17 protein-coding genes are annotated in these 18,935 nt (G+C 66.8%); 7 read left to right on the forward strand and 10 right to left on the reverse strand.

Translation table 11 applies throughout. The features are described from left to right. Positions 1-3: 3 nt before the first annotated feature. Positions 4-939 carry a LysR family transcriptional regulator gene (locus CTR55_RS02800; RefSeq protein WP_296284025.1) on the forward strand — a complete coding sequence of 312 codons (936 nt, stop codon included), beginning with the start codon at positions 4-6 and terminating at the stop codon, positions 937-939. A gap of 79 nt (positions 940-1,018) precedes the next feature. Further along, positions 1,019-2,263, forward strand: a complete 1,245-nt coding sequence (lysA, locus tag CTR55_RS02805; protein WP_296284026.1) for a diaminopimelate decarboxylase — start codon at positions 1,019-1,021, stop codon at positions 2,261-2,263. Positions 2,264-2,439: 176 nt separating this feature from the next. Here lysA and CTR55_RS02810 read toward each other — a convergent pair whose 3' ends face one another. Next, complete coding sequence (locus CTR55_RS02810) at positions 2,440-2,868, reverse strand: Lrp/AsnC family transcriptional regulator (protein ID WP_088417584.1); 429 nt, start codon at positions 2,866-2,868, stop codon at positions 2,440-2,442. A gap of 238 nt (positions 2,869-3,106) precedes the next feature. On the opposite strand from CTR55_RS02810, the gene CTR55_RS02815 reads away from it, so the two are divergent. Further along, positions 3,107-4,789 carry an NAD(P)/FAD-dependent oxidoreductase gene (locus tag CTR55_RS02815; RefSeq protein WP_296284027.1) on the forward strand — a complete coding sequence of 561 codons (1,683 nt, stop codon included), beginning with the start codon at positions 3,107-3,109 and terminating at the stop codon, positions 4,787-4,789. A gap of 92 nt (positions 4,790-4,881) precedes the next feature. Beyond that, positions 4,882-5,670 (forward strand): carbon-nitrogen hydrolase family protein, encoded by a 789-nt coding sequence (locus tag CTR55_RS02820; RefSeq protein WP_296284028.1) that lies wholly within the window; start codon positions 4,882-4,884, stop codon positions 5,668-5,670. Between the two features lie 144 nt (positions 5,671-5,814). Here the strand turns inward: CTR55_RS02820 and CTR55_RS02825 are convergent, their stop codons facing one another. The 8 genes from CTR55_RS02825 to CTR55_RS02860 form a co-directional block, all read right to left on the reverse strand. Continuing rightward, entirely contained in the window at positions 5,815-6,765 is a 951-nt protein-coding gene (locus tag CTR55_RS02825) for a PDR/VanB family oxidoreductase (RefSeq protein ID WP_296284029.1), read from the reverse strand. 336 nt (positions 6,766-7,101) lie between these two features. Continuing rightward, positions 7,102-7,842, reverse strand: coding sequence for an SDR family oxidoreductase (locus tag CTR55_RS02830; RefSeq protein WP_296284030.1), 741 nt, complete (start codon positions 7,840-7,842; stop codon positions 7,102-7,104). A 10-nt stretch (positions 7,843-7,852) separates the two neighbouring features. Then, positions 7,853-8,350: an aromatic-ring-hydroxylating dioxygenase subunit beta gene (locus CTR55_RS02835; RefSeq protein WP_296284031.1), complete on the reverse strand. Its 498-nt coding sequence runs from the start codon at positions 8,348-8,350 to the stop codon at positions 7,853-7,855. Beyond that, on the reverse strand, positions 8,347-9,630 hold the full coding sequence (locus CTR55_RS02840; protein WP_296284032.1) for an aromatic ring-hydroxylating dioxygenase subunit alpha: 1,284 nt from the start codon (positions 9,628-9,630) through the stop codon (positions 8,347-8,349). The genes CTR55_RS02835 and CTR55_RS02840 overlap by 4 nt, the downstream gene beginning before the upstream one ends. A 10-nt stretch (positions 9,631-9,640) precedes the next feature. Further along, on the reverse strand, positions 9,641-10,804 hold the full coding sequence (locus CTR55_RS02845) for an amidase (RefSeq protein ID WP_296284033.1): 1,164 nt from the start codon (positions 10,802-10,804) through the stop codon (positions 9,641-9,643). Next, the gene (locus CTR55_RS02850; RefSeq protein WP_296284087.1) at positions 10,801-11,286 is read right to left on the reverse strand and encodes a nuclear transport factor 2 family protein; all 486 of its coding nucleotides are present in this window, start codon (positions 11,284-11,286) and stop codon (positions 10,801-10,803) included. Before CTR55_RS02850 ends, CTR55_RS02845 begins: the two co-directional genes overlap by 4 nt. Before the next feature lie 18 nt (positions 11,287-11,304). Further along, positions 11,305-11,676, reverse strand: coding sequence for a hypothetical protein (locus CTR55_RS02855; protein WP_045207771.1), 372 nt, complete (start codon positions 11,674-11,676; stop codon positions 11,305-11,307). Positions 11,677-11,706: 30 nt separating this feature from the next. Beyond that, positions 11,707-12,858, reverse strand: a complete 1,152-nt coding sequence (locus CTR55_RS02860; protein ID WP_296284034.1) for an acyl-CoA dehydrogenase family protein — start codon at positions 12,856-12,858, stop codon at positions 11,707-11,709. A gap of 213 nt (positions 12,859-13,071) precedes the next feature. On the opposite strand from CTR55_RS02860, the gene CTR55_RS02865 reads away from it, so the two are divergent. Beyond that, positions 13,072-14,547 (forward strand): ATP-binding protein, encoded by a 1,476-nt coding sequence (locus CTR55_RS02865; protein WP_296284035.1) that lies wholly within the window; start codon positions 13,072-13,074, stop codon positions 14,545-14,547. 315 nt (positions 14,548-14,862) lie between these two features. Here CTR55_RS02865 and fusA read toward each other — a convergent pair whose 3' ends face one another. Further along, positions 14,863-16,971 carry an elongation factor G gene (fusA, locus tag CTR55_RS02870; protein ID WP_296284036.1) on the reverse strand — a complete coding sequence of 703 codons (2,109 nt, stop codon included), beginning with the start codon at positions 16,969-16,971 and terminating at the stop codon, positions 14,863-14,865. Between the two features lie 259 nt (positions 16,972-17,230). Between fusA and CTR55_RS02875 the strand changes: the two genes are divergently transcribed. Both CTR55_RS02875 and CTR55_RS02880 read left to right on the forward strand, forming a co-directional pair. Further along, entirely contained in the window at positions 17,231-17,734 is a 504-nt protein-coding gene (locus CTR55_RS02875; protein WP_296284037.1) for a sigma-70 family RNA polymerase sigma factor, read from the forward strand. Beyond that, complete coding sequence (locus CTR55_RS02880; protein WP_296284038.1) at positions 17,734-18,672, forward strand: FecR domain-containing protein; 939 nt, start codon at positions 17,734-17,736, stop codon at positions 18,670-18,672. The genes CTR55_RS02875 and CTR55_RS02880 overlap by 1 nt, the downstream gene beginning before the upstream one ends. The last annotated feature ends 263 nt before the right edge of the window (positions 18,673-18,935 follow it).

The following is an 18,935-nucleotide window of genomic DNA, read 5'->3' on the forward strand; positions in this document are numbered from 1 at the left end:
AGCATGATCACCCTCCGCCACATCGAAGTCTTCCGCGCGGTCATGACCACCGGCAGCGTCACCCGCGCGGCGGCGTTCCTGCATACCAGTCAGCCCACCGTCAGCCGCGAGCTGGCAAGACTGGAGCAACTGGTCGGCTTCGAGCTGTTCCTGCGCGAGCGCGGGCGGCTGGCACCGACGGCGCGGGCGCTGATGCTGTTCGAGGAGGTGGAGCGTTCCTTCACCGGGCTGGACCGTATCGTCGCCTTCGCCGACAGCCTGGGGCAGTTCGCCGAGGGCAAGTTCTCCATCGGCTGCCTGCCGGCGCTGTCCCAGGCGCTTCTGCCGGAAGCCTGCAAGCGCTTCAGCCGGGAAAACCCGGCCATCAGCCTGGAGGTGGCGGCGCTGGAGTCGCCGCATCTGGAAGAGGCGCTGAGCGCCCAGCACCATGACATCGGCCTGATCGAGAACGACGACGCCCCGCGCGGCACTGAGCTGCAGCCGCTGCTGGCGGTGGACGAGGTGTGCATCCTCCCGGACGGCCATCCGCTGCTGGCCCGCGAGCGCCTGGAGGCGGCGGACTTCGCCGGCCTGCCCTTCGTCAGCCTGGCCACCAGCGACCGCTACCGGCACCTGATCGACGCCGTGTTCCTCGGCGCCGGCGTGCAGCGGCAGATGCAGGTGGAAACCCACAGCGCCGTCTCGGTGTGCAGCATGGTCCGCGCCGGATTGGGCCTGGCCGTGGTCAACCCGATCACCGCGCTGATGTTCCAGGGCCAGGGCATTCAGCTGCGCCCGCTGGCCTTCTCGCTGCCGTTCCAGGTCAGCGTGGCGAAACCGCTGTACCGCCCCGCTACACCGCTGCGCGAGCGCTTCGTGGCGGCACTTCAGGCAGAGGCTGGGGTACTGGTGCAGCGCCTGCGCGATGCCGGCGTGGGCTGCACCCTATATCAAAATTGAATTGATCAGATAACAAGCGGCATTATTCAGACATGCAAAGGGCCGGTAGACTAGCGCCATCTACCTTTGGAGCCCATTCATGACTTTCCTCGCCCTGCCCCGCGCCGAACAGCTCGCCCTGCAATTCGGCACCCCGCTGTGGATCTACGACGCAGCCACCATCCGCGGCCAGATCGAGCGCCTGAAGAGCTTCGACATCATCCGCTTCGCCCAGAAGGCCTGCTCCAACCTGCACATCCTGCGCCTGATGCGCGAACAGGGCGTGAAGGTCGATGCGGTCTCCCAGGGCGAACTGCTGCGCGCCCTGGCCGCCGGCTATTCGTGCCGCGAGGATGAATCCGAGATCGTCTTCACCGCCGACCTGCTGGACCGCACCACCCTGGAAACCGTGGTCGAGCACGGCATCCCGGTGAACGCCGGCTCCATCGACATGCTCCGCCAACTGGGCGAAGTCGCCCCCGGCCACCCGGTGTGGCTGCGCATCAACCCCGGTTTCGGCCACGGCCACAGCAACAAGACCAACACCGGCGGCGAGCACTCCAAGCACGGCATCTGGCACAGCGACCTGCGCGCCGCGCTGGACGTGATCCGCGAGCGCGGCCTGCGCCTGGTCGGCCTGCACATGCACATCGGTTCGGGCGTCGACTACGGCCACCTGGCCCAGGTCGGCGAAGCCATGCTCGGCCTGGTGCAGCAGGTGAAGGACGCCGGCCACGACCTGTCCGGCATCTCCGCCGGCGGCGGCCTGTCCATCCCCTACCGCGCCGGCGACCCGGAAGTGGACACCGCGCATTACTTCCAGCTGTGGGACAAGGCGCGCAAGGCCGCCGAAGCCGTGGTCGGCCACAAGCTGCACCTGGAAATCGAACCGGGCCGCTACCTGGTCGCCCAGTCCGGCTGCCTGCTCAGCGAAGTGCGCGCCACCAAGGACGCCGGCCGCAACCACTTCGTGCTGGTGGACGCCGGCTTCAACGAACTGATGCGCCCGTCCATGTACGGCAGCTACCACGGCATCCGCGTGCTGGCTGGCGACGTGGCCCGCCGCGAGGCGATCGACACCGTGGTGGCCGGCCCGCTGTGCGAGTCCGGTGACGTGTTCACCCAGGGCGACGGCGGCGTGGTCATCCCCCGCGCCCTGCCGCGCGCCCAGGTCGGCGACCTGCTGCTGATCGAAGACACCGGCGCCTATGGCGCGTCCATGTCGTCGAACTACAACAGCCGCCCGCTGATCGCCGAGGTATTGCTCGAAGGCGCCGAAGCGAAGCTGATCCGCCGCCGCCAGCGTGTGGAAGAGCTGCTGGCGCTGGAAGAAGACCTGGGCTGATTGTTCCCCAGGATCAAATGCCCCTCACCCTAACCCTCTCCCGCAAGCGGGAGAGGGGACCGTTCGGCGCAGGATGAAACAAAGGCGTTCGCCGGCACGATCTGCCCCCTCTCCCTCCGGGAGAGGGCTGGGGTGAGGGGCAGCCCCGGTACAGAATTCCGCAAGTAAACCCACCCTCACCGATCAATGCGCGTCGACAGGATGATCGACGACATCGTCCGCTCCACCCCGTCCAGCGCGCCTATTCGGTCCAGCACTGCGTCCAGGTCGCGGATCGACAGCGCCTCGACGATCACAATCATGTCGAAGTTGCCGCTCACCGAATGCAGCGTCTTCACCTCGGCGATCTTCTCCAGCGCCTGCACCACCTGATGCGACAGCTTGGGCAGCGCCGTCACCAGCACGTGGGCGCGCACCAGCGATTGTGCGTAGCTGTCCGACACCTTGATCGAATAGCCGCTGATGATGCCCTGCTGCTCCAGCCTTTCAATACGGCTCTGCACCGTGGAGCGCGACACTCCGAGCTTGCGCGCCAGCTCGGAGATCGACTCGCGGGCGTTGGCGCGCAGCAGGTTCAGCAAGGCCGCGTCGGCGTTTTTCGTCATATTGCTCATTATATTGGTCAATCTGCCTGAAAGCTCTCGCCAATCTTGCAGATTGTCAGGTTCATTTCAACGACGGCCTTTGCAATAGTGGACGCCACGGCGAGCCCTCACAGCTCGCCATTTCTTTGCCCGCGCGCCATCCATCGACTGGCCTCAGCGGGCCGCACAAAGCCTTGCCAAGCTGGTTGATACAAGCCGGCGAGCCGCATAAGTCGAACAAGATTGAAGGGAGCCTTCCATGCACAAGAACCGCCACCCCCACACCCCCGGCAAGAAACCGGTGACCATCTTCGGCCCGGACTTCCCCTTCGCCTTCGACGACTGGATCGAGCACCCCGCCGGCCTGGGCAGCATTCCTGCCGACCGGCACGGCCAGGAAGTGGCCATCGTCGGCGCAGGCATTTCCGGCCTGGTGGCGGCCTACGAGCTGATGAAGATGGGCCTCAAGCCGGTGGTCTACGAGGCGTCGAAGATGGGCGGCCGGCTGCGTTCGGAAACCTTCGAGGGCGCCGACGGTATCATCGCCGAGCTGGGCGGCATGCGTTTCCCGGTCTCCAGCACCGCCTTCTACCACTACGTCGACAAGCTCGGCCTGGAAACCAAACCCTTCCCCAACCCGCTGACCCCCGCCTCGGGCAGCACCGTGGTCGACCTGGAAGGCACCAGCCACTACGCCGAGAAGATGGCCGACCTGCCGGAAATCTTCCGCGAAGTCGCCCTGGCCTGGGCCGAAGCGCTGGAAGACGGCGCGCGCTTCTCCGAAGTCCAGGACGCGCTGCGCGAGCGCGACACGGTCAAGCTCAAGGCCCTGTGGGACGAGCTGGTGCCCAAGTGGGACGACCGCACCTTCTACGACTTCGTCGCCACCTCCAAGGCCTTCTCGCGCCTGTCCTACCGCCACCGCGAAATCTTCGGCCAGGTCGGTTTCGGCACCGGTGGCTGGGACTCGGACTTCCCCAACTCCATGCTGGAAATCTTCCGCGTGGTGATGACCAACTGCGACGATCACCAGCATCTGGTCGTGGGCGGCGTCGAGCAGGTGCCGCGCGGCATCTGGAGCCACGTGCCGGAAAACTGCGCGCACTGGCCGGCCGGCACTTCCCTGGCCACCCTGCACAACGGCGCGCCGCGTCCGGGCGTGAAGAAGATCGCCCGCGCCGCCGATGGCACCTTCGCCGTCACCGACTACTGGGGGGACACCCGCCACTACGCGGCCGTCCTGGCGACCTGCCAGACCTGGCTGCTGACCACTCAGATCGAGTGCGAGGAAGCGCTGTTCTCGCAGAAGATGTGGATGGCCCTGGACCGCACCCGCTACATGCAGTCGTCGAAGACTTTCGTGATGGTCGACCGGCCGTTCTGGAAGGACAAGGACCCGCAGACCGGCCGCGACGTGATGAGCATGACCCTCACCGACCGCCTCACCCGCGGCACCTACCTGTTCGACAACGGCGACGACAAGCCGGGGGTGATCTGCCTGTCCTACTCCTGGATGAGCGACGCCATGAAGATGCTCCCGCACCCGGTGGAGAAGCGCGTGCAGCTGGCCCTGGACGCGCTCAAGAAGGTCTACCCGAAGGTCGACATCGCCGGCCACATCATCGGCAACCCGATCACCGTGTCCTGGGAGGCCGACCCGCACTTCCTCGGCGCCTTCAAGGGCGCGCTGCCGGGCCACTACCGCTACAACCAGCGCATGTACGCGCACTTCATGCAGGACGACCTGCCCGCCGAGCAGCGCGGCATCTTCATCGCCGGCGACGATGTATCCTGGACCCCGGCCTGGGTGGAAGGCGCGGTGCAGACCTCGCTGAACGCCGTGTGGGGCATCATGAAGCACTTCGGTGGCGCCACCCATCCGCAGAACCCCGGCCCCGGCGACCGCTTCGCCGAACTCGGCCCGATGGAACTGCCGGACTGATTCCCACCACTCGCTGACGTGTGGCTCGCGTGGGGCCGGGATCGGGTGCAAACTGCCTGATCCCGGCCTTGCGCGTTTCGAAGGAGAACCCCATGTACCTCGCCCTCTACCAGTGCCCACCCGGCCCCGAAGACGTCGCCGGCAACCTGCACCGCCTGGAGCAGGCCGCCCAGCAGGCGGTGCAGAATGGTGCGGACCTGCTGGTGCTGCCGGAGATGTACCTGTCCGGCTACAACATCGGCGCCCAGCGCGTCGCCGAGCTGGCGGAAAGCTGCGACGGCCCGTCCGCCCTGCGCATCGCCGAGATTGCCCGCGAGCACAAGCTCGGCATCCTCTACGGCTACCCCGAGCGCGACGCCGGCGGCGCCATCTTCAACAGCGTGCAACTGATCGACCGCCAGGGCGAGCGCCGCGCCAACTACCGCAAGACCCACCTCTACGGCGAGCTGGACCGCAGCCAGTTCAGCGCCTCCGACGAGCCACCGGCGATCTTCGAGCTGGACGGCTGGAAGGTCGGCCTGCTGATCTGCTTCGACGTGGAATTCCCCGAGGCCGTGCGAACCCTGGCCCTGGCCGGCGCGGATGTGGTGCTGGTGCCCACCGCCAACATGCGCCCCTACGAATTCGTCGCCCAGGTCCTGGTGCCGACCCGCGCCTACGAGAACCAGGTGTTCCTCGCCTACGCCAACTACGTGGGCAGCGAGGGCGAGATCGAGTACTGCGGCCTGAGCAGCATCGTCGCCCCGGATGGCCAGGTGCTGACCAAGGCCAGGCACAGCGAGGAACTGCTGGTGGCCGAACTGGACCCGCAACGCATCGCCCTGGCGCGCGAGGGGTACAGCTATGTGCACTTGCGGCGGCCGGTGCTTTACCGCAGCTGAAAAAAGGCCCGGCACACGCCGGGCTTTTACGCTTGCGCCGAACCTGCTTTTGTAGGAGCGAGCTTGCTCGCGAACCCGCTTGACGCTGGTGCGGCAGGAAACGCTGTTCGCGAGCAAGCTCGCTCCTACGAAGATCCGTCTGGCTTACAGGTCCAGCACCAACCGCGCCGATCTGGCTCGCGAAACGCAGGCGCAGATCTGCTTGTTGGCGGCCTTCTCCTTGTTCGACAGGCAGTTGTCGCGGTGCTCCGGCTCGCCGTCCAGCACTTCGACGATGCAGGTGCCGCAGATGCCCTCGCGGCACTCGGTGTCGATGTCGCAGCCGTGGGCCTGGAGCACGTCCACCAGCGTCGAGTCCGCCGGTACGTGAAGCACCACGCCGGAGCTGGCCAGTTCCACTTCGAAGGAGCCGGCCGGCGCCGCGTTGGCGGCCGGGTCGGCCTGGAAGTGTTCCAGGTGGATGGCGTCTTCCGGACGGCTGCGCGCGGCGATTTCCACCACCTTGTTCATGAATGGCGCCGGGCCGCAGGTGTAGACATGAGCCTGCTGCGGAGCCCGCTCCAGGCACTCGCCCAGCACGCGATCGAGGTCGGCGGGCTCGACGCCGTAGTGCAGCTCCACCTTGCCGGCGAAGGCCTTGCTGGCCAGCAGCTTGACGAAGGCTGCGTGCTCGGCGGAGCGGGCGAAGTAATGCAGGCGATAGGACTCGCCCCTGGCATTCAGGCGGTAGGCCATGCTCAGCAGCGGCGTGACGCCGATGCCGGCGGCGAACAGCACGTGCTCGCGGGCTTCCGGCGCCAGGCGGAACAGATTGCGCGGCGCGCCGATGTCCAGCTCCATGCCTTCGCGCACTTCGTGCAGCGCACTGGAGCCGCCACGGGAAGCGCCTTCCTTCTTGATTGCCACCAGGTAGGCCGCGCGGTCGTCCGGCGGGCTGCACAGCGAATACTGGCGCGTCACCCCGGTGGGGCCGGTGACGTCGACGTGGGCGCCCGGCTCGTAGGCGTCGAACGGCTGGCCATCACACCGTACGAGGCGCAAGGAACGGATGTCCTGCGCTTCCTCGACGATCCTTTCGATTCTGACCTTCATCATGGCGGTACCTGCAAGGCGTTGAGTGCGGGCTCTGTGGCCCCTTTCCGGCCTCTTTTTCACGAGTGGACGGGTTGTCGATGTTGCTCTGGAGAGAGATTTCCTCTCTCCGATTGATTGGTTTCGGAGCAAGGGCACTGCCCTCACCCCAGCCCTCTCCCCGAGGGAGAGGGAGCAGAATGTGCCGGCTGACGATGCGGATTCATCCTGCTCCGGACGGTCCCCTCTCCCTTCGGGAGAGGGTTAGGGTGAGGGGGTCTTGAAGCCCATCACCCAAGCCAGGACCGAGCGTAGGGCGGATAACGCACAGCGTTATCCGCCGATCACTCAGCCAAAGCCTCAGCGCATGAACAACCCGCCGTTGATATCCCAGCAGGCGCCCGTTACCGACCCGGCGTTCTCCGCGCAGAGCAGCAGCACGCTGTCGGCGATGAAGGTTGCATCGCCCAGGCGGCCGGCAGGGATGGTCTTGAGGATCTGTTCCAGACGCTCCGGCGCCACGCTCTCGTAGACCACCGGCAAGTCCAGCGGCCCCGGCGAGATGGCGTTGACGGTCACGCCCTGCGCCGAGAGTTCGCGGGCGAACACCTTGGTCAGGGTCGCCACGCCGCCCTTGGCCGCCGCGTAGTGGCCGCCGGTGGCGGTGCCGCCGTTCTGCCCGGCCAGCGAGGCGATATTGACGATGCGGCCATAGCCGCGCGCCGCGAAGTGCGTGCCGAACACCTGGCAGGCGACGAAGGTGCCGCGCAGGTTCACCGCCATGGAGGCGTCGAAGTCCTCCGGGCTGATGTCCATGAGCGCGGCCACTTTCGACATCCCGGCGTTGTTCACCAGGATGTCGGTGCCGCCCCAACGCTCGGCGAGCAGGTCACGGGCACGCTCGAAATCGGCTTTCTCCCGCGCATCGAGACGAATGCCGACAGCCGTGCGGCCCTCGGGGTCAAGCTCGTCGGCCAGGCGCTGCACCGCTTCTTCGTTCAGGTCGGCCAGCGCCACGCGCAGGCCGGCGGCGTGCAGGCGGCGCGCGATGACTTCACCCAGCCCGCGTGCGGCGCCGGTTACCAGGGCTACTCGTTGCATGGCGCGGCCCTCAGAGCAGGAAGCCGAGCGCGTTGAGCGCGTCTTCAGCATTGATCAGGCGGATCACCTTGCGCTCCAGGCGGGCTTGCCCGTCGGTGAAGCGGATGCGGTGGTTCAGGTCGGCAATGAACGGAGTCGCCACGCCGCGCTTGTAGGCGTAGAGCACCTGCGCCGAGTTCACCTCGACCCGGTCGCCCGCTGCGTCCACCAGGGTGAAGCGCGAGACGGTGCGCACGGTCTTGGCCGCATCCACCGCCGAGGGCGAATGGCCGCCGGTGAGGCGTTCGATACGCAGGGCACGCATGCGCGCGTCGTCGAAGACGTAGTTCAGGCGCGAGGCGAAGTCATCGTCCTCGCCGTCGATCGGCACCACGTAGACGCCGTCCTCGCTCCACAGCTGCGACCACTGTGCGTAGTCCTTGCGGTCCAGCAGTTCGGCTTCGCGCCAGACGAATTCGATGGCCTTGGCCAGCGGGCCGGAGAAGCCGTTCAAGGTGTCGTTGCTCATTGGCTCATCATCCTTTTCCACATCTGGTACGCCTCGCGCATGCCGCCTTCGTCGGTGGCGTGGGAGACCTTGTCGCCGTTCTCGGCGACCACTTCGCGGTTCAGGCCGCGGTTGACCAGGATCGGTGCATCGACGCCGGCATAGGAGCCACGCTGCACGCGGTCCCAGGCTTCGGCGTCATCCGGGCTGCCGAAGCCGAACGGGCCCTGGAAGTGCTCGTGGATGCGCATGCGCTCGCGGTTGGCGATTTCCGGGCCGCCGTCCATGCCCAGCGCGACGTGGCGAATCTCGGTCTCGGTGACGGAGATCGGCCGCAGCACGCGGAAGAACGACATGGACATCGCCACGTTGGGGAACAGGTTGAGGTTGAAGCCGGCGCCATGCAGCGAACGGACGATGCGACGTACCTGCGCAGGCTCCATGGTCTTCGACAGTTCCTCGGTGACGTGGGCGAAGCGCTCCTGGAGCTGCTCGGTGCCGTCGTCGTGGTCGAGGTCGACGTGCTCGGGGACCATCACCATCACGCTGTGGCCGTTGCCCAGGGCGTGGGTGACCGCCTGCTCGTCGCTCATGAACGAGAGCATCTCTTCGGTCTCTTCATCCACCGAGGACATGAACGACTTGTGCACGATGGGGAAGTGGTAGCCGTCGGTGGTGTTTTCCAGCTGGATCTTCCAGTTGCCGCGGAAGGTGAACTTGTGTTCGCCCTGGGTCTTGATCGGGTAGCCGGCGCCCTGCTTCATGAACAGGTCCATCCAGTGCTTGGCGCCGCCGAGGAAGTCTTCCAGCGGCTCGATCTCGTCGTTGTAGGTGGCGAACACCATGCCGGCGTAGCTCTCGACCCGCAGGCTGGTCAGCGGCAGCTCGGACTTGTCGAGGATGTCCTCGTAGCCGTCCGGGTACGGCAGCGCACGCAGCTTGCCGTCCAGCGCGTAGGACCAGCTGTGGTACGGGCAGGTGAAGCCGGTGGCGTTGCCCTTGTGCTTCTCGCACACGGTGGCGCCACGGTGGCGGCAGCGGTTTTCCAGGACGTTGATATGGCCCTTCTTGTCGCGCACCACGATCACCGGGCGGCGACCGACGCTGGTGGTCTTGAAGTCGCCGGCGTTGCGCACTTCGCTTTCGTGGGCGACCCACACCCAGGTGCGGTAGAAGATCTTGTCCATCTCCGCTTCGAACAGCTGCGGGTCGTTGTACAGCGAAACATCGACGCGGTCGTCGCCGACCAGCTCTTCGACGCTGCGCGACCGGGCGATCAGCCGGTATTCGTGAGCGCTCATGCCCCTCTCCTCATGCCGATTTCTTATGTTTTTGCGCAGGCCGCGTGGCAGCCAGGCTGTGTTCGAGTTGCGCGCCGAAGGCGCACACACGTTCGTCGTCGCCCTGGCGGCCGACGATCTGCAGGCCGACTTTCAGCCCGCCGCAATCCAGGTCCACCGGCACGGTCAGCGCCGGGTGTCCGCTCAGGTTGAAAGGCCGTACCAGGGGCGTCATGCCGGCCACGGACTTGCCGTTGCGCGCATCGCTGAGCAGCGGCGGCAGGTCGGGCATGGTCGGCAGCAAGAGCACTTCAAAGTCCTCCAGCGCGGCATCGATGGCGCGGGTGAAACCGTCGCGCACCTTCTCCGCCTCGGCGCGCTCGGCGTCTGTGGTGCGGCTGGCCAGCAGCAGGCGCTGCTCGACGTCGGCGCCGATCAGGCCCTTGCCGGTCAGCGCCGCATAAGCGGCCCAGTTCTCGTGGTTGATCACCACCAGCCCGGCCTGGAAGGCCGCCTCGAATTCACCGAGGAACAGGTGGCTGCGGCGCCAGCCGGCGCGATCGGCGGCGGCGCCCAGGCAAGCCTGGATGTGCGGCGCCGACGGTACTTCGAGGAAGGCCACACGGGCACCCTCGCCCGGCATCCGAACCTCGCCGAAGCCGGGGCAGATGACCTGCATGGCGGCGATCAGGTCGGCCATGCTGGCCGCGAACGGGCCGACGCAATCCAGGCTGCTCTGCGCCGGGTGCACGCCGTCACGGCTGACCCGGCCGAAAGTCGGCTTCAGCCCGGCGATGCCGCAGCAGGCCGCCGGTACGCGGATCGAGCCGCCGGTGTCGGTGCCCAGGGCGATGTCCGCCAGCCCCGCCGCCACGGCGGACGCGGAGCCGCTGGACGAGCCACCCGGCACACGGTCGGGCGCCATCGGGTTGATCGGCGTGCCGGTCCAGTCGTTGATGCCGGTGACGCCGAAGGCCAGTTCGTGAAGGTTGGTCTTGCCGACGATCTGCCAGCCGGCGTTCAGCACGGCGTCGACCACGAAGGCGTTGCGCTCGGCTGGCGCGGCATCGGCCAGCGCGCGGGTGCCGCAACGGGTCGGGTAGCCGGCGATGTCGATGCTGTCCTTGACCGCGACGCGCTTGCCGTTGCCGTTATCGTTGTGGCCCAGGAGGAATTCGCTGACGAAGGTGCTCATGGGCGGCTCTCCTCTGCTCTACCCAGCAGGCGCTGCGACAGGCGCTGGGTACGGAAGTGGCTGATCTGCCAGTGCCCGTCGATCTCGCGGAAATCGATGTCCAGGCGCGTGCCGAACAGCTCGGTGTGGCCCTCGGCGTAGGTCGAAAGCTGCTGCATGATCCATTGCCCGCGCGCGGTGCGGCCGTTGACACGGATCGACTCGCTGGTGAGGAAGTGCAGGTTCAGCGTGAAGTGCGGCGACGGCGGCAGGTAGCCGAAGACGAACGCCGCAATCGCCTCGCGGCCCTGGTGATGGCCGAAGGTTTGCGCGGTGGATGAGCCAATGCCCTCCCATACCGCGTCCTCGCTGAACAGCTCGGCCAGCTCGCTCATCGCCACCGGCGCGTGCGGCACATCGCAGAGGTCCATGTAGCGGGCCATCAGCCGACGCACCTGGCTCTCCCCTTCGAGGGCCTCCAGGCGGCGGTTCAGTTCGGCCATGCTCAGGCTGCTCATGGCTCAGGTCCGCGCGGCTTCAGGGATGGTCAGCGGGCGGCCGATGCGCGCCTCGACCTTGGCGTACTTCCACAGGCTGTACTCGCCCACCGGGGTGGTGCGGAACAGGTTGCAGGCGTCGATCACGGTCTGGTGGCAGTCGACGTCGGCCATGATGTAGACGGTCCACGGCGAGGTGGTGGACGGGCCGACCATCAGGCGGTCGTCATCCAGCACGCCGAGCACGTTCATCCCCGGCAGCGCGCCGAGGTCGCCCATCATCTGCGAGAAGCCCTTCCACACGGTGATGCCTTCACCGGTGGGCAGGTCGAAGAACGGCTGGGCGATGCCGATGCAGAACAGTACGCGCAAGGGTTCGGTGGTGGGACGGGTCATGTGTCGAGTCCTTGTTCTTATAGGGTTGAATCAGATGTATCCGGGGAACGGCGGCACATCGAGCAGCACCGCGCCGGCGCCGTCGTACATGCCATCGCTGAGGAAGGCGTGCTGGGTGACCACCATGGCGTCGCGCAGGTAGCGCTGCAGTGGGTGGTGCATATAGATCGCCGTGGTACCGGCCAGGGTGTAGGCGCGGCGCACCACGTCGGCGCCGGCGCGGGACACGTGCACGGCGGACAGGCGCAGCTGGCTGACCTGTTCGGGGCTCACCGCATCGCCGGCCAGGATGGATTCCCAGACGGCCTCGGTGGCGTCATAGAAGAAGCCGCGCGCGGCCTGCAGTTCGGCTTCGGCCTTGCCAATCTCGATGCGCACGTAGGCGCGGTCGCCGAGCTTGGGCGCGCCGGTCACACCGCTGGAGGAGGCCATGCGGGTGATCTCGTCCAGCGCCGCGCGGGCCAGGCCGAGGTTGACCACGGCGAGCACCTGGGCGGCGTAGGCGATGGTCGGGTAGCGGTACAGCGGCTCGTCGATGTTGGATTCGCCGCCACGGATGAAGGTCCAGTCGTCCGCGACGAAGGCGTTGTCCAGCTTCAGGTCGTGGCTGCCGGTGCCCTTGAGGCCGACCACGTTCCAGTTCTCGACGATCTCCACGTCCCTGGCGCGCAGCACTGCGGTGCGCGGCTTGCCGCCGGGGCCACCGATGCCGATGCCGACGCCGAGCACGTCGGCGCCCTTGCAGCCGCTGGCGAACTTCCAGGTGCCGCTGACCCGCCAGCCGCCTTCCACTTGCGTGGCCGGCTGGATCGGGAACAGGCCGCCAGCGAACACCAGGTCCGGGCCGTCGGCATAAAGTTCGGCTTGGGTATGGCGGGGCAGCGCGCTGAGGTAAGTGCTGGCGCTGCCAAAGCTGGCAACCCAGCCGGCGGAACCGTCGGCCTCGGCGATGCGCTCGATCAGGCGCAGGAACTGGGCTGGCGGCAGTGCGTCGCCACCGAAGCAGCGCGGCGTCGCGGCGCGGTAGATGCCGACATCGCGGAAGCGTTCGATCATGTCGCGCGGCACGTGGGAGTGGCTGTCGAACTCCTCGCGGCGCTGGCGGACTTCATCCAGTACACGCTGGAATTCGAGGGCACGGCCGTCCGCATCGAGCGGTTCGGCGAGGGCGGCACGCAGCATGGCGTCATCTCCGGTTGTTCTTGTAGGGCCGGCCCGTTCGATGCGGGTCGGTCGTCGTTGGGGCCAGTGTATGAACCGCCGTGCACGCCCAACTATTGGTGCGTGCAGCCCCATGCCTAAAGAAATCCCCTAGTCGGCGCCGGGTTACTCCGCAGTCCCATCGCGCTACGCTGCGCGGTATAAAGACAGCACCTGCCTCCGAGAGCGCGTTCGATGTTCCAGCCCAAGCCCGACGACTTCCTCACCCTGCTGCAGGCCATGCCGCTGTGCGTGATCCTCCACGATGCGCAGACCAAGGAAATCCTCTGGGCGAACAACGCCGCCCTCGCCGTGCTCGGCTTCACCCTGGAAGAGCTGGTGCCGCTGAAGGCCCCGGACATGACCGCCAAGGCCCCGCAGTACCGCCGCTCGGTCGGCCTGCGCTGGCTGGAAGGCGCGGCGCGCACCGGCCAGCGCACCATCGAGTGGTGCTACCGCTCCAAGCAGGGCGTGGAGATTCTTTCCGAAGCCGTCGCCACCCGCGTCCACCTGCAGGAGCGCGACGTGCTGATGGTGCAGTTCCGCGATATCTCGAAGGAGAAGCAAGTCGAGCGCGACCTGCAGCGTTTCGAGAGCCGCCTGAAGGCCTTCATGCAGGACCTCGCCGAAGGCGTGGCGGTGCTGGATGCGGACGGCAAGCTGCGCTTCCTCAGCGAGTCTGCCCTGCCCCTGCTGGGCGGCAGCCAGGACGACTGGATGGCGCACAACTTCCTCGACCGCTGCGACACCACCACGCGCCCGCGCCTGCTGCATCACCTCGCCATGCAGCCGCCGAGCCGCGAGCCGTACTCGGTCAGCTACCAGTTGCAACGCCTGGACGGCGAATGGCGCTGGCACCATGCGACCTGCCGCTACATCGAGATCGAGGACGACCTGGTCGGCCACCTGCTGCTGTTCCGCGACGTCACCGATCAGGTGCGCGCGGCCCAGGCACAACGCCAGAGCGACCAGAAGCTGGAGTACCTGGCGCGCTACAACGCCATGGGTGAAATGGCCCTGGCGATCGCCCACGAACTCAGCCAGCCGCTGGCGGCCACGCGCAACTTCATCGAGGGTGCGCTGATCCGTCTGGACCGCGAGCAGAAGACCGAAGCCTCCGCCGCCTGGGGCCTGGACAGCGCCGTGCGGCAGATCGAGCACGCCTCGCTGATCATCAAGAGCGTGCGCGAATACGTGGTGAAGCTGGAGCAGGCCGAACAGCGCATCGACCTCAACGAACTGCTTGGCGAGACGCTCTATTTCATCAGCCTCAAGGCCCAGCCGAGCAACGTGCGGGTTGAGCTTGAGCGCTGCGACGAACCGCTGTGGGTGAGTTGCGAGAAAGTGCTGGTCGGCCAGGTGATCCTCAACCTCGCCTTCAACGCCATCGAGGAGATGCTCAACCTCCCCGAAGACCGCCGCCTGCTGCGCATCCGCACTTCTAGCGAAGGGAACAGCGCGCGGTTGTCAGTCCTCGACCAGGGCCGGGGCATTGATGCCGGGGCCAGGGAACGGTTGTTCGATGGTTTCTTCACCTCGAAAGTGAGCGGCAACGGCATTGGGTTGGCGCTGTGCCAGAGCATCGTTTCGCGGCACCGCGGGGACATCTGGGCGGAGAACGTCGAGCCGTGCGGGGCGATGTTCTGTTTCGAGCTGCCGTTGGCGGAGTGATCGGGCGCCGACGCTTTGCACTCCACGCCGCGCGCCGGCACTGCCTGTAGGAGCGAGCTTGCTCGCGAACCCATCTGCCGGGGCTCCGGAGCCAAGCGGTTCGCGAGCAAGCTCGCTCCTACGAAGATCAAAAGCACCGACGCTCTTGGGCACCGTTGTGGGTTCAGCACCGTAGGGCGCATAACCTGGAACAGGTTATCCGCCATTCCCGGCGGATAACGCTGGCGCGTTATGCGCCCTGCGAAAAGCGCCATCGCCGGGCTCCACCAAAGAGAACGGCGCCCGCGGGCGCCGTTGCTGGCTCTGGCTGGACGATCAGCCGTGGGACTTCTTGATGATCGCCTCGGCAATGTTCGCCGGCGCCTCGGCGTACTTGGTGAACTCCATCGAGTAGCTCGCCCGCCCCTGGGACATCGAACGCACATCCGTGGCATAACCGAACATCTCGCCCAGCGGCACCTCGGCGCGGATCACCTTGCCCGCTGGCGTGTCTTCCATGCCCTGGATCAGCCCGCGCCGGCGGTTCAGGTCGCCCATCACGTCGCCCATGTAGTCCTCCGGCGTCACCACCTCGACCTTCATCACCGGCTCCAGCAGCACCGCGCCGCCCTTCTGCGAGAGCTGTTTGGTGGCCATGGAGGCGGCGATCTTGAACGCCATCTCGCTGGAGTCGACGTCGTGGTAGGAGCCGTCGAACACCGAGGCCTTCAGGCCGATCAGCGGGTAGCCGGCGAGCACGCCGTTCTGCATCTGTTCCTCGATGCCCTTCTGGATCGCCGGGATGAACTCGCGCGGGATCACGCCGCCGACCACCTCGTTGACGAACTCCAGCCCATCCTTGCCCTCGTCGCCCGGCTCGAAGCGAATCCAGCAATGGCCGAACTGGCCACGGCCGCCGGACTGGCGGACGAACTTGCCTTCGATCTCGCACTTCTTGCGGATCGCCTCGCGGTAGGCCACCTGCGGCTTGCCGATGTTGGCCTCGACGTTGAACTCGCGGCGCATGCGGTCGACGATGATGTCCAGGTGCAGTTCACCCATGCCGGAAATGATGGTCTGCCCGGTTTCCTCGTCGGTCTTTACACGGAATGACGGGTCTTCCTGGGCCAGCTTGGACAAGGCGATGCCCATTTTTTCCTGGTCGGCCTTGGTCTTGGGTTCCACGGCCACGGAAATCACCGGATCGGGGAAGTCCATGCGTTCGAGGATGATCGGCTTGTCGATGGCGCACAGGGTGTCGCCGGTGGTGACGTCCTTCATGCCGATCAGCGCGGCGATATCGCCGGCGCGCACTTCCTTGATCTCCTCGCGCTGGTTGGCGTGCATCTGCACCATCCGCCCGACGCGTTCCTTCTTGATCTTCACCGAGTTGAGCACGGCGTCGCCGCTGCTGAGCACGCCGGAATAGACTCGGGCAAAAGTCAGGGTACCGACGAAGGGGTCGGTAGCGATCTTGAACGCCAGCGCGGAGAACGGCTCGCTGTCGTCGGCGTGGCGCTCCAGGTGCTTCTCTTCATCGTCGGGGTGGGTGCCATTGATCGCGGGGATTTCCGAAGGCGCCGGCAGGTAGTCGATCACTGCGTCGAGCACCAGCGGCACGCCCTTGTTCTTGAACGAGGAGCCGAGCACCGCCGGGACGATCTCGTTGGCCAGGGTGCGCTGACGCAGGCCGGCCTTGATCTCTTCGACGGTCAGCTCCTGGCCTTCGAGGTACTTGTTCATCAGCTCGTCGTTGGCTTCGGCGGCGGCTTCGATCATGTGCGCGCGCCACTCCTCCGCCAGCGCCTGCAACTCGGCGGGGATCGCTTCCTCGGTGTAGCTGGTGCCCTGATCGGCATCGTTCCAGACGATGGCCTTCATCTTCACCAGGTCGATCTGCCCGGCGAAGGTTTCCTCCGAGCCGATGGCCAGCTGGATCGGCACCGGGGTATGGCCCAGGCGCTGTTTGATCTGCGCCACGACGCGGAGGAAGTCGGCGCCCTGGCGGTCCATCTTGTTCACGTAGGCCAGGCGCGGCACGTGGTACTTGTTGGCCTGGCGCCAGACCGTCTCGGACTGCGGCTCGACGCCATCGGCGCCGCTGAACACCACCACTGCGCCGTCGAGCACGCGCAGCGAGCGCTCCACCTCGATGGTGAAGTCCACGTGGCCGGGGGTGTCGATGATGTTGAAGCGGAACTTGTGGTCGTACTGCTTGGTGGAGCCCTGCCAGAACGCCGTGGTGGCCGCCGAGGTGATGGTGATGCCGCGCTCCTGTTCCTGCACCATCCAGTCCATGGTCGCCGCGCCGTCGTGCACCTCGCCCATCTTGTGGTTCACACCGGTGTAGAAAAGGATGCGCTCGGTCGTCGTGGTCTTGCCGGCGTCGACGTGGGCGACGATGCCGATGTTGCGGTAAAGCTCGATGGGCGTGGTGCGAGCCATGGCGTGCTCCGTTTCTGCTGGTTGACTGCCGGGCCTGCAGCTGCGGGTCCGTTGCCTGCGCGGGGACGGCGAGAGGAAGTGCAGCGTCAGAAATTTCTGAGCGCAACAGGCTCAAGGTAGCGCGTCTTCGTGGCAATTCCAGTGTCGGGCCGTCGCAGTGGGTGTCGTCCGACCGGCTGCGCGGCAGTGCCATTGCGCTGACGCGTAGGAAAACCATAAAATGATAGTCATTCTCAAATGAAAATCTGACGCACGCACTGTGGCCCTCGTCGAAACCCCGCCCCCGCAGCATCTGCACACTCTCTACCACGAGCACCACGGCTGGCTGCAGCACTGGCTGCGCGGCAAGCTGGGCAACGCCTGGGATGCCGCCGACCTGGCCCATGACACCTTCCTGCGTCTGCTGCGAAGGCCACTGGAAGACCTCGGCGAACGCCCGCGCGCCCTCCTCACCCACATCGCCAAGGGCCTGCTGGTGGACCGCTGGCGGCGCCAGGAAATCGAACGTGCCTACCTGGAAAGCGTCGCCGCGCTGCCCGAAGAACTGGCGCCCGGCCCGGAAACCCGCGAGCTGATCCTCGAAGCGCTGGAGCGCATCGACGCCGCGCTGAGCGACCTGCCGGCGCTGACCCGCGAGGCCTTCCTGCTGTCGCAACTGGACGGCCTGACCTACCCGGTGATCGCCGAACGCCTGGGCATTTCCCTGGCCAGCGTGAAGCGCTACCTGCGCGCCGGTTTCGTCGCCTGCCTGAGCGTCGCCTGATGAGCGAGCAAGCGCTGGACCCCGGCATCCTCGGCGAAGCCGCCGACTGGCTGGTACGCCTCAACGAACACCCCGCCAGCAGCGCCGACCTGCAGGCCATCGAACAATGGCGCGCGCGCAGCGCCCAGCACGCCGAAGCCTGGCGCCGCGCCGAAGCGCTGTTCGGTGGCTTGCGCCAGCTGCCTGCGGGCGTCGGCCGGCAGAGTCTGCAACGCAGCGGCCTGAGCCGCCGGCAGATGCTCAACCGCCTGGGCGTGCTGATGGCCGTGGCCCCGGCTGCCTGGCTGGCAGCGCGGCAGCTGCCCTGGGCGGAATGGAACGCCGACCTGCGCACCGCCGTGGGCGAGCGCAAGCACCTGCGCTTGCCGGACGGCAGCCAGATCACCCTGAACACCGACAGCGCAGTGAACGTGGCCTTCAACGCCCGCGAGCGGCGGCTGAGCCTGCTCGAAGGCGAAATCCTCGTCGACGCCCTGCCCGACCCGCGCCCCTTCCTCGTCGACAGTCGCCACGGCCGGCTGCGCACCCCGGCCGCACGCTTCAGCCTGCGCGACCTGGGCGATGCCTGCCGAGTTGCGGTGCTCGACAGGGAGGTTAGCGTCGAACTGCCGGGTTATGCGAGCCAGATGGTCGGCGCCGGCCAGCAACTGCTGTTCGGCGCGCAGGGCTTCCAGTCGCTGCAGACGGCGGACGCCAACGCCAGCGCCTGGGAGAACGGCATGCTGCTGGCCCAGGGCATGCGCCTGGATGACCTGCTGGGCGAGCTGAGCCGCTACCGCAGCGGCTTCCTGCGCTGCGATCCGCGCCTGGCCAACCTGCGCGTGACCGGCGCGATCCCGCTGGGCGACAGCGACGCCGGCCTCGCGCTGCTGGTCGACATGCTGCCGGTGAAGCTGCGGCGGATGACGCGGTATTGGGTCACGGTGGAGCCGGCGTGAACGACCGGTGTAGGGCGCATAACCTGGAACAGGTTATCCGCCGGCCCGCTCGTGGCGGATAACGCTGGCGCGTTATGCGCCCTGCGAACTGCCGACCGTCCTTGCCATGAGTACCTTCGTAGGATGGGTGGAGCCTAAGCGATACCCCTGCTGTCTTTGCACGGATCGATGGGTATCGCTGCGCTCCACGCCATCCTACAAAGGCAGCGATGCCCGCGATCGCACCCATGGGGCGCTCCTGGAAGATTCACCGCCTGAATAAT

Origin of the sequence: Pseudomonas sp. (assembly GCF_002796985.1) — a bacterium.
In the GTDB taxonomy this organism is placed as follows: Bacteria; Pseudomonadota; Gammaproteobacteria; order Pseudomonadales; family Pseudomonadaceae; genus Pseudomonas.